The organism is Aureimonas sp. ME7 (genome assembly GCF_903970965.1).
Classification (GTDB): Bacteria; Pseudomonadota; Alphaproteobacteria; order Rhizobiales; family Rhizobiaceae; genus Aureimonas.
This window is the reverse complement of sequence record NZ_CAJCKW010000008.1, coordinates 112,787-125,224: the sequence shown is the minus strand read 5'-3', so window position 1 is coordinate 125,224 and position 12,438 is coordinate 112,787. Positions and strand designations below refer to the sequence as shown.

At 68.9% G+C, this 12,438-nt stretch carries 12 protein-coding genes; 4 read left to right on the top strand and 8 right to left on the bottom strand.

Annotation, left to right across the window (positions count from 1 at the left end):
• Positions 1–7 precede the first annotated feature (7 nt).
• From hisG to H7A85_RS14670, 4 genes are all read right to left on the bottom strand, one after another.
• On the bottom strand, positions 8–700 hold the full coding sequence (gene hisG / locus H7A85_RS14685) for an ATP phosphoribosyltransferase (protein WP_182086705.1): 693 nt from the start codon (positions 698–700) through the stop codon (positions 8–10).
• The gene (locus H7A85_RS14680) at positions 697–1,857 is read right to left on the bottom strand and encodes an ATP phosphoribosyltransferase regulatory subunit (RefSeq protein WP_182086704.1); all 1,161 of its coding nucleotides are present in this window, start codon (positions 1,855–1,857) and stop codon (positions 697–699) included. Before H7A85_RS14680 ends, hisG begins: the two co-directional genes overlap by 4 nt.
• Positions 1,854–3,371: a histidine--tRNA ligase gene (hisS, locus tag H7A85_RS14675; RefSeq protein WP_182086703.1), complete on the bottom strand. Its 1,518-nt coding sequence runs from the start codon at positions 3,369–3,371 to the stop codon at positions 1,854–1,856. Before hisS ends, H7A85_RS14680 begins: the two co-directional genes overlap by 4 nt.
• A gap of 91 nt (positions 3,372–3,462) precedes the next feature.
• Entirely contained in the window at positions 3,463–4,110 is a 648-nt protein-coding gene (locus H7A85_RS14670; protein WP_182086702.1) for a DNA-3-methyladenine glycosylase I, read from the bottom strand.
• 115 nt (positions 4,111–4,225) lie between these two features.
• Between H7A85_RS14670 and H7A85_RS14665 the strand changes: the two genes are divergently transcribed.
• The 3 genes from H7A85_RS14665 (at position 4,226) to H7A85_RS14655 (ending at position 6,896) form a co-directional block, all read left to right on the top strand.
• A complete protein-coding gene (locus H7A85_RS14665; protein ID WP_182086701.1) occupies positions 4,226–4,978 on the top strand; it encodes a DUF2927 domain-containing protein in 753 nt (250 codons plus the stop codon).
• Between the two features lie 158 nt (positions 4,979–5,136).
• Positions 5,137–6,015: a L,D-transpeptidase gene (locus tag H7A85_RS14660; protein ID WP_244631206.1), complete on the top strand. Its 879-nt coding sequence runs from the start codon at positions 5,137–5,139 to the stop codon at positions 6,013–6,015.
• A gap of 128 nt (positions 6,016–6,143) precedes the next feature.
• Entirely contained in the window at positions 6,144–6,896 is a 753-nt protein-coding gene (locus H7A85_RS14655) for a L,D-transpeptidase (RefSeq protein ID WP_182086786.1), read from the top strand.
• 57 nt (positions 6,897–6,953) lie between these two features.
• Here H7A85_RS14655 and glcF read toward each other — a convergent pair whose 3' ends face one another.
• The 4 genes from glcF to H7A85_RS14635 are packed head-to-tail and all read right to left on the bottom strand — an operon-like array spanning position 6,954 to position 11,765.
• Positions 6,954–8,282, bottom strand: a complete 1,329-nt coding sequence (glcF, locus tag H7A85_RS14650) for a glycolate oxidase subunit GlcF (RefSeq protein ID WP_182086700.1) — start codon at positions 8,280–8,282, stop codon at positions 6,954–6,956.
• Positions 8,283–8,288: 6 nt separating this feature from the next.
• Positions 8,289–9,023, bottom strand: a complete 735-nt coding sequence (locus H7A85_RS14645; protein ID WP_182086699.1) for an endonuclease NucS domain-containing protein — start codon at positions 9,021–9,023, stop codon at positions 8,289–8,291.
• A gap of 14 nt (positions 9,024–9,037) precedes the next feature.
• Positions 9,038–10,270, bottom strand: coding sequence for a glycolate oxidase subunit GlcE (gene glcE, locus H7A85_RS14640; RefSeq protein WP_182086698.1), 1,233 nt, complete (start codon positions 10,268–10,270; stop codon positions 9,038–9,040).
• 1 nt (position 10,271) lies between these two features.
• Positions 10,272–11,765, bottom strand: a complete 1,494-nt coding sequence (locus H7A85_RS14635) for an FAD-linked oxidase C-terminal domain-containing protein (protein WP_182086697.1) — start codon at positions 11,763–11,765, stop codon at positions 10,272–10,274.
• A gap of 133 nt (positions 11,766–11,898) precedes the next feature.
• On the opposite strand from H7A85_RS14635, the gene H7A85_RS14630 reads away from it, so the two are divergent.
• Positions 11,899–12,432, top strand: coding sequence for an O-acetyl-ADP-ribose deacetylase (locus H7A85_RS14630; RefSeq protein ID WP_182086696.1), 534 nt, complete (start codon positions 11,899–11,901; stop codon positions 12,430–12,432).
• Positions 12,433–12,438 lie beyond the last annotated feature (6 nt).

Below are 12,438 nucleotides of genomic sequence, written 5' to 3'. Positions count from 1 at the left end.
CGGCAGCTCAGCCGAAGCGCCGGATCAGCGCTTCCAGCCGCGCGGCGTGCCCGGCATCGGCGTCCTCGCGCTCGGCGAGCGCCAGACACGCTTCCGATCGCAGGATCGTCCCGTCCTTGAGGACGCGCAGATGGTTCGCCGTCAGGGTCGAGCCGGTGGAGGTGATGTCGACGATGATGTCGGCCGAGCCCGCCGCCGGCGCGCCTTCGGTGGCGCCGAGGCTTTCCACGATGCGATAGCTCTGGATGCCGTGGTTGCGGGTGAAGAACCCTTGCGTCAGGCGCCAGTACTTGGTGGCGATGCGAAGCCGCCGCCCGTGGCGCGCCCGAAAGCCGGAGGCGACGTCGCCGAGATCCTCCATGGTTTCGACGTCGATCCAGCTCGCTGGCACCGCCACCACCACGTCGGCATGGCCGAAGCCGAGGCGCGAGACGATGCGCCCGCGCCGGTCGAAATCGGGCATGGTCTCGCGCAGGAGGTCCTCGCCGGTGACGCCGAAGTCGATCGCCCCGTCGCGAAGCTCGCGCGCGATCTCGGAGGCCGACAGAAGCAGGACCTCCAGCCCCTCCGCCCCTTCGACGCGGGTGCGATAGGAGCGCGCGTCTTCGCTGGGATGGACGACGATCCCGGCGCGTGCCAGCGCTTCAACGCACTGGTCCTTGAGGCGGCCCTTGGAGGGAATGGCGAGCGTCAGGCTCATCGACCGGTCTCCTTGGCGCGCGCGATCCGGTCGAGCCAGAGCGAGAAGCCGACGGCGGGAACGGGTGCGGGCGCGCCGAGATAGGACACGAGCCGGTCATAGCGCCCGCCGCCCGCCACCGGCTCGGCCACGCCCGCCGCGGTGACCTCGAACACGAAGCCGGTGTAGTAATCGATCGCGCGCCCGAAGGCGGCGCGGTAGCGGACGGCCGAGAGATCGACGCCCGCCTGCCCGAGCGCCGCATGGCGGGCCCGGAAGAAATTCAGAGCTTCGCCGAATTCGATGCCGGACGAGGCTTCCAGCTCGGCCAGACGGCCGGGCGCTTCGGCCAGGGGGCAATCCAGCGCCAAGAAGCTTTCGAGGCGTTCGAGATAGGCGGTGCGCAGGCGCGTGTTGGCGAGCGCCATCTTCTCGATCAACCGTTCGGCGATCTCGGCGGGGCTTCGGCCCCGGTTGGGCGGCAATCCGCCGTCCTCCATCAGGCTCGCGACATGGTCGGCCAGCTGATCGACCGAGCCGGCGCGCAGCGCCGCGCGCACGGCCGGATCGAGATCGAGCGGGTCGATATCGGCTTCGCGCGTCAGGGCGGCCAGCGCTTCTTCCAGGAGATCGTCTCGCCCGAAACAGCGGACGAGGCGTCGCTGCCAGCCGGCGGGCAGATCGAGCGCGGTGAGGAACGCTTCGAACAGGGCCTGGTCGCCGACGACGACGGAGCCCGCCGCCTGGAGGCCGCAGGCCTTGAGGCCCGCCAACGCGCCGGCCAGAGCTTCGGCGTCGGCCACGGGTCGATCGCTCTCGCCCAGACTCTCGATGCCGGCTTGCGCGAACTCGGCCGCCTCGCCTGAGCGCTGCCGGAACACCGGCCCGTTATAGGCGTAGCGGCGCGGCAGGCCGCCGGCGCCCGCGATATGGGCAAGGCACACGGGAATGGTGAAGTCGGGGCGCAGGCACAGGGTCTCGCCCCCCTCGCCGCGCGTCAGGAAGATGCGCCGGCGCAGGTCCTCGCCCGCCGTGTCGAGATAGGGCTCGGCGCGTTGGAGAAGCGGCGTTTCCACCACAAGGGCGCCGAGTTCGGCAAAGAGGCCGGAGAGGCCCACGTCGAAGGGCGAGCCGCCGGATCCCGGCCGCGCCGCGCCGGACAGGAAGCCGGGGTTCATCGCGCGGGCGATCCTTCATCGGCGACGCGCGACAGGATGCGGCGCACGGCGTCCACCAGATCGGCCTCGGCGACGAGTTCCTGACCGGCGCGCATCTCGCGCCATTCGGCGTTGTCCTCGACGCCCGCGGACAGCGTCTTGCCGAGCGCCAGATCCTTGACCTGGACCTTTCCCGCCGCCTTCTCGTCGGCGCCCTGGATCACCACGACGGGCGCGCCGCGCCGGTCGGCATATTGCAGCTGCTTGCCGAACTGCTTCGGATTGCCCTGGAACACCTCGACCGGCACGACCGGCTGGCCCGGCGCGTTGAGCGCGGCCCGCAGCTTCGTCGCCAGCGCCTGATAGTCGGCCATGCGGTCGCGGTCCATCACGGTGACGACGACGGGGCCGGAGCGCTTGTCGCCCTCGAGGCGGCCGAGGTTCTTCAACGCCGTCTGGAGGCGCGACACGCCGATGGAAAAGCCGGTGGCGGGAACGGGGGTCGCGAGGAAGCGCGACACGAGCCCGTCGTAGCGCCCGCCGCCGCCGACCGAGCCGAACTGCACCTTCTGGCCCCGCTCGTTGACGACGTCGAACAGGAGTTCGGCCTCGAACACGGGGCCGGTGTAGTATTCGAGGCCGCGCACGACGGACGGGTCGATGCGGATGCGGTCGGCCTCGTAGCCGGCCGTGCGCACGAAGGCCTCGATGTCGGCGAGTTCGCCAAGTCCCTCATCGACACCCGCATGACCGCCGAAGGCTTGGGTGACGCCACCAAGCCCATCGTCGCCGAAGATGCGCAGGACGCGCTCGATCACCTCTTCGGAAAGCTCGGCGCCCTTGGTGAAGTCGCCTTCGCCGCCGCCTTCGTCGCGACGACCAGGGCCCAGGAGCAGCCGCACGCCGGCCGCGCCGAACTTGTCGAACTTGTCGAGCGCCCGCAGCACGGTGAGCCGGCCCGGCGCGTCGCCTTCCAAGCCGATCGCGTCGAGGATTCCGTCCAGCACCTTGCGGTTGTTGACCCGGATCACGTACTGCCCGCGAGGAATGCCGAGCGCCTCCATCGTGTCGGCCATCATCATCGCCATCTCGGCATCGGCCGAGACGTTGGGCGCGCCGACGATGTCGGCGTCGAACTGCATGAACTGGCGAAAGCGCCCCGGACCCGGCTTCTCGTTGCGGAACACGTATCCCGCCCGGTAGGAGCGGTAGGGCTTCGGGATCTCCTCGAAATTCTCCGCGACATGGCGCGCCAGCGGCGCGGTCAGGTCGTAGCGCAGCGACAGCCATTCCTCGTCGTCGTCCTGAAGCGAGAAGACGCCCTCGTTCGGCCGGTCGCTATCGGGCAGGAACTTGCCGAGCGCGTCGGTATATTCGAAGAAGGGCGTTTCCACCGGCTCGAACCCGTAGGTCTCGTAGACCCGCCGGATGACGCCGAGCATCCGCTCCTGCGCATAAAGATCGGCGGCGCTGCGATCCACGAAGCCGCGCGGCTGGCGCGCCTTGACGCGGGAGGGCTTCTTCGGGCTGGCCATGGGATTGCCTGTCTGGAAACGGAAATCGATCGGGACTTACCGGCTCCTAGCCCATCCCCCGGCGCAGCGGCAAGTTTCGGGCGTCGCGTCCCTAGCCGGGCCGCACGAACGCGCGCCGCTCCGCCTCGCAAGGGCCGCGCATGGCGCAGCCGTCCAGATGGTCGTTGACGAAGCCCATGGACTGCATGAACGCGTAGGCCGTGGTCGGGCCAACGAAGGAAAAGCCCCGGCCCTTCAGCGCCTTCGACAGGCGATGGGAGGCCGGTGTCGCCGGGTTCGCGCGCACCCATTCGGCGGTCACAACCTCCGGCCGCTCACCCGGCGGCGGCTCGAAGCTCCACAGGAAGTGGGCGAGCGAGCGTCCGGTCGCCTCGCGCAGACGCAGAACCGCGCGCGCGTTGCCGATCGCCGAGACGATCTTGGCGCGGTGGCGCACCACGCTGGGGTCGAGGAGGATGCGCTCGACATCGGCCTCCCCCAGCCGGGCGACCGCTTCCACCGAAAACCCGTCGAAGGCGCGGCGGAAGGCCTCGCGCTTGCGCAGGATGGTGATCCACGACAGGCCCGCCTGGAACCCTTCGAGGCAGAGCTTCTCGAACAGGCGATCGTCGTCGGCGGTCGGGCGGCCCCATTCCTCGTCGTGGTAGCGCACGTAGTCCGCGTCCGAACCCGCCCAGGCGCAGCGCGCGCATCCGTCTTCGCCGTGGATCAAGCCTTCGCCGGGGGCCTTCGTTTCCATCCGCTGTCCTCATAACCGGTGATCCGCGCGATCAAACCCGTGGACTGTCGCGCACCCGCGCTTGCGCGATGGGTGCCCGCCCCGCCAACTGACATCTCGAACGACAAAGACGGGCATGCGGGCCATGGTGAAGGTGAAGCGCGGGGCGGACGGGAAGGCAAGACGTTTCGCGCGCGCGGCGATCGTCGTCGCCGCACTCGCCCTCCTGTCCGGCCCGGCCCATGCGCAGCGCCTCCCCTCCGACGCGGCGATGATCGAAGGCTTCGGCAAGGTCGTGTTCGGGGCGGAGATCACCGGCGCGTTCAGCGATTCGTCCTACCTCAAGAAGTTCGCCGGCCCCGTCCGCTTCCACATCGAGAACCGCGCCGCGATCGACCGACGCGCGGCGGTGCGCGCCTTTCTGCGCCAGATCGACCGGCAGATCGCGGGCCTCGAATCCGGCCTCGCGCCGAGCCGGACGAGCGCCAACTTCGTGGTCCACGTCGTCGATCGCAAGGACTACCAGCGGACCGGGCGCGAGGTGTATCGCAGCCCGTTCATGCGCGTGCCCGGCAACTGCGTGGTGCGCGCCACATACGGGCGCGCCGGGATCACGCGCTCGGACGCGATCATCGTCTCGGACGAGGGCGACGCCCTGTTCCGGCGCTGCCTGATCGAGGAGGTGCTGCAGGGCCTCGGCCCCTTGAACGACAATGCCGACGCCCCGCAAAGCGTCTTCAACGACACGTCGAATCTCACGACCTTCACGCCCTACGACCGGGTGCTGATGAACATGCTCTACGACCGGCGCCTCGCACCCGGCATGAGCCCGGCGGAGGCGGAGCCGCTCCTGCGCGCGATCCTGCGCGATGCGCGCCGCCGAGGCTGACAGACGCCGCTTTACCCGACGTTCACCCTGATGGCGGGAAGGTGCCGTAAGCCGGGCATAACAACGCCCGGATTCACCATTCGCTGGCGAATGGCTCCCCATCCTCGATCCCAAGCCTGCGGCCCGTCCGGCCGCCTTCGGAACGAGGATCGCCGCCCATGCGGATGTTGCCGACACTTTGCGCCGTCGTCCTGATCGGCGCCTTTAGCCCCGTGGCGGAAGCGCGCGACCGTCGCCCGCTCTCCGTGCCGCCCGCCGTCGCCGAGCCCTGGGTGCGTCAGTTGTCGCCGGGCAGCGGGATCGTTCCCGGCTATGCGCGCCAGCGGACGGTCGACCCTTACGCGCCCGGCACCGTGGTCTTCGAAGGCAACATTCCGGTCGGCGTCATCCCGCAAGGGGGCGGCCCGATGCAGCCGCTCGGCTCCTATCACGAAAAGCGCCGGCCGCTGTTGGGCATGTTCGGCACGCCGCGCCGCGAGGACGTGCGCCGCGCCAGGCGCACCGGCGCCCCCGTCTTCGCGTCGCTGGCCACGGCCCCCGTCGCCCCCGCCGCGCGGGACACCTCCCCTCAGCGCGGTCTCGACCCGCGCTTCCTGCCGCAGATGGTGGACTACCGCGGCGGCCATGCGCCCGGCACGATCGTGATCGATCCCAGCCAGCACTTCCTCTACCACGTCGAGGCCGGCGGCCGGGCCAAGCGCTACGGGGTCGGCGTCGGCAAGGAAGGGTTCGGCTGGTCGGGCTCGGAGACCGTGTCGCGCAAGGCGGAATGGCCGGGATGGACGCCGCCGGCCGAAATGATCCGGCGCGAAGCGGCCAAAGGCCGCTACCTCCCCGCGCATATGCCGGGCGGCGTCGAGAACCCGCTGGGTGCCCGGGCGCTTTATCTCGGCTCGACGCTCTATCGCATCCACGGCACCAACCAGCCCTCCACCATCGGGCATTCCGTGTCGTCCGGCTGCATCCGCATGCGCAACGAGGACGTGATCGACCTTTACGAGCGGGTCGGCGTCGGCACGCGCGTCATCGTGCTGTGACTGCAACAGGTGGTTGCAGAACGCCTGCAACCGCCCTCGGCTTTTCCGCCGCTTGCCCTTCATACGATTCGGATCGTTCCGAACGTCTTTTCTCCCGCCTCAACCGACAAGGACACCCGCCCATGAAGATGACGACGCCCCTCGTTCTGGCCCTCCTTGCCGGCCTCGCGCCGCTGAGCGCGCCCTCGATCGCCAGCGCCGAGCCGCAGGTGCGCTACTACGAGCATGCCAGCGGCCAATGGCTGACGGGTCAGCGCGCCCAGATCCGCCAGGACCAGGTCGCCCGCAAGACGCAAGCCATGCGCCAGCCGGACGCGCGCTTCATGCGCCAGAGCGTGCGCATCGCGACCAAGGAAAAGCCCGGCACGATCGTGATCGATACGGATCGGAAGTTCCTCTACTTCGTGGAAGCCGGCGGCACCGCGACGCGCTACGGCGTGGGCGTCGGCAAGGACGGCTTTTCCTGGGGCGGCACGATGAGCGTCGGGCGCAAGGCCGAATGGCCGGGATGGACGCCGCCGGCCGCCATGCGCGCGCGCGAGAAGGCCAAGGGGCGCATCCTGCCGGCCTACATGGCGGGCGGCCCGGACAACCCGCTCGGCGCGCGCGCCATGTATCTCTATCGAGGCGGTGGCGATTCGATGTTCCGCATCCACGGCACCAACCAGCCCTGGACCATCGGCCAGAACATGTCGTCCGGCTGCATCCGCATGATGAACGAGGACGTGACCCATCTCTACGAGCGCGCGGGCAAGGGCACCAAGGTCGTGGTGGTCGGACCGGGGCAAGAGAACCGCTACGTCCAGGAAACCGGCCTGATCCGCACCGTGTCGAACAAGACGGGCAAGCCGGGCCTCCTGTCCGGCCTGTTCGGCGGCTGATCGGTCCGGAAACGCTTGGATCGAAAGAGGCCCGCCGATACGGCGGGCCTCTTTCGATCACTCCGCCGCTTCCAGCCTCGGCGCCGGGTTGAAGTCGGCAAGCGCCGCCGGCCGCTCGCCGCCAAAGGCCCAGTCGAGAAGCTCCACCGTGTGGACGATCGGAATGCCCGTGGCCGAGGCGATCTGCGTCATGCAGCCGATATTGCCGGTGGCGATGATGTCGGGCTTCACGCTTTCGATGTTGGCGACCTTGCGATCGCGCAGCCGGGCGGAAATCTCCGGCTGGAGGATGTTGTAGGTGCCCGCCGAGCCGCAGCATAGGTGCCCTTCGGGCACGTCGCGCACGGTGAACCCGGCCTGCGCCAGGAGCACCTTCGGCGCCGCCGTGATCCGCTGCCCATGCTGCATCGAGCAGGCCGAATGATAGGCGACCACAGCCTCCCCCGGCCGTTCGGGGAGCGGCAGATCGAGGGTCGCGAGATATTCGGTGACGTCCTTCGCCAGCGCCGACACGCGCGCCGCCTTCTCGGCATAATCCGGGTCGAGGCGCAGCATGTGGCCGTAGTCCTTGATCGTCGTGCCGCAGCCGGACGCCGTTACCACGATCGCGTCGAGCCCGCCCGTCTCGATCTCGCGCGTCCAAGCGTCGACCGTGCGGCGCGCGAAGGCGAGCGCCTCGTCCTCGCGCCCCATATGGTGGACGAGCGCGCCGCAGCACCCCTCCCCCTTCGGCGACACGGTTTCGACGCCGAGCCGGGCGAGAAGGCGCACGGTCGCCGCGTTGATGCCGGGATCGAGCACCGACTGGGCGCAGCCGGCCAGAAGCGCGACGCGCCTGGGAGCGCCCTTCGCCATGGGTGGCGCCGCTGCGGGCCTTCGGGAAGGCAGGCGCACGGGGGCGAGCCTCAACATCGCCGCGAGCGGCTTCAACGGCTTGATCCCGTCCAGCACCCGGGCGAGCGGTCGCGCCAGCTGCGCCAGGCGAAGCGCCGGGCGGAACCGCGAGGGATAGGGCAGAACCTTGGCGAGCAGGAACCGGATCAGGCGGTCCGGCAGCGGGCGCGTGTAGGTGCGCTCGATATGGGCGCGCGCATGGTCCACGAGATGCATGTAGTTCACGCCCGATGGGCAGGTCGTCATGCAGGCGAGGCAGGACAGGCAGCGGTCGATGTGCTTCACCGTGCGCTCGTCCGCCGGCCGGTTCGCTTCCAGCATTTCCTTGACGAGATAGATCCGCCCGCGCGGGCTATCGAGCTCGTTGCCGAGCGTCACATAGGTCGGACAGGTCGCCGTGCAGAAGCCGCAATGCACGCACTTGCGCACGATCCCTTCCGTATGGGCGGTATCGGGATCGCGAAGGGCTTCCGGGGAAAAGGCGGTTTGCATGAGATGTCAGGACTCCATCTCGAACCGAAACTCTATGCTGTAGCGGACCAGGGCAAGGGTCGGCACCACGCGGGCAGCTGCGATGGTTCGCTTGTCGAAATCATGGGCGACCAGAATGCCCCGGATCTCACTCCCCTCCTCCTCCGCCAGATCACCCATGTAGCCAAGTATCTGACCGATGGCGCGGCCATCGGCCTTACCCGCCTTGAGTTCAACGACGACAAGACGGTTCGAACCGTCCTCACAGGTGATATCGATGAAACCGGAAGCAACGGAGCGTTCGACGCCGTCGTCGACGATCCGCAGGGAAGGTTCCAGCGCCGCGATGTTGCGACGTAGAGCCACCTGCATGTCCCGCTCCAACGACAGGCGCCTCTTGTCCAACTCGTCCGTTGTCGTTGAGTGGGAGTCTTGAAGGCTCTCGCCATCCCCCACAGGCAACTTACCGTCCCGCGTCTCAAGCAGGAATGAGCGGTAGAGAACGATCGCATTCTTGTAGGACTGCAGGTTGTTTCGGATGTTCCCTTCGAACTTCATCTTGGACGGATTTGGTCGGGCTCTCCGTTCGTCGGCCGTAGAATACTGCAGCGTTGACAGGACGGTTTCGAACGTACCTTCGCTCAAGTGCCGCTCGATATCGCCATACGCCTCTTCCACCTTCCGCACACGGTGGAGCTGATTGCCTCTCGTGGGCAATGCGTACTGTTTGTCTTCCAGCCATTGCACGTAATCGTGACGCATCGAACGCTTCGCTTTCAGACCATCCGGCCGGGATTGAGGATGCCTTGCGGGTCGAACTGATCCTTGAGGCGCTTCGACAGGGCGGCCAGGGCCGAGGCCTGAGGTTGGAAGACCGGGACGGCGGCGCGCTCGGAATGCGCGGCGCGCACCAGGGTCGCGTGGCCCCCGCCGTGGCGGGCGAGCTCGGCGCGTAGGGTCTCGGCTTCCGCCCCCGCTTCGAGGCGCAGCCAGACGAGCCCGCCTTGCCAGTCGTAGAACGCATCCGTCCCGAGTTGCATGCGCAGGGCGAGGACGAAACCGGGCGCGCGCGTCGGCGTCATCGAGACGCGCCAGACGGGCCGCTCGGTGCCGTCCACGAAGGGAGCTGCGTCGCGCACGTCGCGCCAGAGCGTGGCGGACGCCTCGCCCTCGAAACGCTCCAGCGGCGCGACGCGCGCGAGCGCTGCGCCGAGATGCGCGGCGCGCGCGGCCACCGAGGGGCCGAACCCGTCGAGCCGGACCAGCGTCGCCGCCTCGCGGCCGAGCGCGCCCGCCGCGATCCGCCCGGCGACGCCGTAGGGCAGATGCGCGGCGCCCGACGCTTCCGCCGAGGAGCCCATGGCCGCCGCCATCGCGCCGGCCGCCGCCTCGTCCTCCAGGCCGCGCAGGACCAGCGTCGTCTCGGCCGCGGATTTCGGCATCACCTTGATCGTCAGCTCGGTCGAGATCGCGAGCGTCCCGTAGGAGCCCGTCAGCCCCTTGGACAGGTCGTAGCCGGTGACGTTCTTCACGACGCGCCCGCCCGCCTTGAAGATCTCGGCCCGGCCTGAAACGGCCGACAACCCGAGGATATGGTCGCGCGCCGCGCCCTGCTTCAGGCGGCGAGGCCCGGACAGGTTGCAGGCGATCACCCCGCCGATCGTCCCGAGGCCCCGTTCGCGCCCGTGCAGGGGGCCGTAGTCCATCGGCTCGAAGTCGAGGCGCTGCCCATGGGCCTCGACAAGCGCCTCGATCTCGGCGATCGGGGTGCCTGCGCGCGCCGACAGGACGAGTTCCTCGGGTTCGTAGAACAGGATGCCCGTCATCGCGGCCGTGGAGACGGTGCGCCCGGTCTGGACGGGGCGGCCGAGGCCGCGCTTCGAGGCCGCCCCTTCCACGCTCAAGGGCGTGGCGGTGCTAAGCGCGCCCGCCACGATCTCGCGCAGTTCGGCCGGTGTGCCAGGACGAAGCGTTTCGTCGGCGACGGGGGAATGTTGGATCGCGGACATCCTAGAAGCGCGGCAGGTCGGGAAAGGGCAGTTGCCCCTTGTGGACATGGAGCCGGCCGAGTTCGGCGCAGCGATGCAGCACCGGAAACATCTTGCCGGGGTTCAGGAGATGCTTATCGTCGAAGGCGCATTTGACGCGCTGCTGGTGACGCAAGTCGTCCTCGCCGAACATTTCGGGCATCAGGTCGCGCTTCTCGATGCCGACGCCGTGCTCGCCCGTCAGGACGCCGCCGACCGCGACGCAAAGGCGCAGGATATCGGCGCCGAAGTCCTCGGCGCGCTGCAACTCGTCGTCTTTGGCCGCATCGTAGAGGATCAGCGGATGGAGATTGCCGTCGCCGGCGTGGAACACGTTGGCGACGCCCAAGCGATGCTTTTCCGACAGAGCGCGCATTCCGGCCAGGACCCGCGGCAGTTCCTTTCGTGGGATCGTGCCGTCCATGCAGAGATAGTCGGGCGAAATGCGGCCGACCGCCGGAAAAGCGGCCTTGCGCCCCGCCCAGAAGCTCATGCGCTCGGCGTCGGACTGCGACACGCGCGCGGTGGTGGCGCCGTTCGTGCCCGCGATCGCCTCGACTTCGCCGAGGAGATGATCGACCTCCGCGCCCGGCCCGTCGAGTTCGACGATCAGAAGCGCCTCAACGTCCAGCGGGTAGCCGGCATGGACGAAGTCCTCCGCCGCGCGGATGGCGGGCGCGTCCATCATCTCCATGCCGCCGGGAATGATGCCGCGCGCGATGATCTCGGCGACGCAGGCGCCCGCTTGTTCCGAGGTCGGGAAGCCGAGGAGGACGGCGCGCGCCGTTTCCGGCTTCTGGAGAATGCGCACCGTCACCTCGGTGACGACGCCGAGCAGCCCTTCCGAGCCGGTGAGAAGGCCGAGAAGGTCGTAGCCCTCGGCGTCCAGGTGCTTGCCGCCGAGGCGGATCACCTCGCCCTCGATCGTCACGAACTCGACGCCTAAGACGTTGTTGGCCGTCAACCCGTATTTCAGGCAGTGGACGCCGCCCGAATTCTCCGCGACGTTGCCCCCGATCGAGCAGGCGATCTGCGAGGACGGGTCGGGCGCGTAGTAGAAGCCGGCATGCTCGACCGCCTTGGTGATGCCGAGATTGGTGACGCCCGGCTGAACCACGGCGCAGCGATTGTCGAAATCGACTTCCAGGATGCGGTTGAAGCGCGATAGGACGAGGAGCACACCGTCCTCCAGCGGAAGCGAGCCGCCCGACAGGGACGTGCCGGCTCCGCGCGGCACGACGGGCACCTCGTTCCGGTGGCAGTACGCCAGGATCTCGGCGACCTGAGCCACCGTTTCGGGCAGCACCACGACGAGCGGCAACTGGCGATAGGCGGTCAAGGCGTCGGTCTCGAAGACGCGCATCTCGACCGAAGCGTCGACCACGCCTTCGCCCGGCACGATGCGCCGGAGCGCGGCGACGATCGCGGCACGGCGCGCGAGAATGGCCGCGCTTGGGCGCGGCATGGCGATGGTCATCGAGTGCCTCCCGTCTTATTCTTGTGCTTGCGGGATCCAGGTTAGAGCAATTCCGATCCGCCGTGAAACCCGCGCTGCCCGAATAAGAGGGAGCCGGACGGATTCGAGGGAGTGAAGCGCCAAGGAGACGCACATGACGCGCTGGGAGCGAAACGGTGCTTCGATCGAGGTGGAGACGGGCGACATCACCCGCCTCGAGGTGGATGCGATCGTCAACGCCGCCAATTCGAGCCTGCTCGGCGGGGGCGGCGTGGACGGGGCGATCCACCGCGCGGCAGGCCCCGAACTCTTGGAGGAATGCCGCACGATCGGCGGCTGTCCGACGGGCGAAGCGCGCATCACCTTCGGCTACGACCTGCCCGCGCACCGCGTGGTCCACACGGTCGGCCCGGTCTGGCACGGCGGCACAAAGGGCGAGGACGAGCTTCTGGCGAGCGCCTACCGCTCGTCCTTCGCGCTGGCGCGCGACAACGGCCTTCATTCGATCGCCTTTCCCGCCATCTCGACGGGCGTCTACGGCTTCCCGAAGGCGCGCGCCGCCGCCATCGCCGCGCGCGAAACGCTGACGGCGGCCGGAGAGGGCGGCTTCCGACGCATCGTCCTGTGCTGCTTCTCGCGCGAGGATGCCGCGATCTACGCCGCGGCGCTGGCGGAGGCCGCCGCTTGAGGCAGC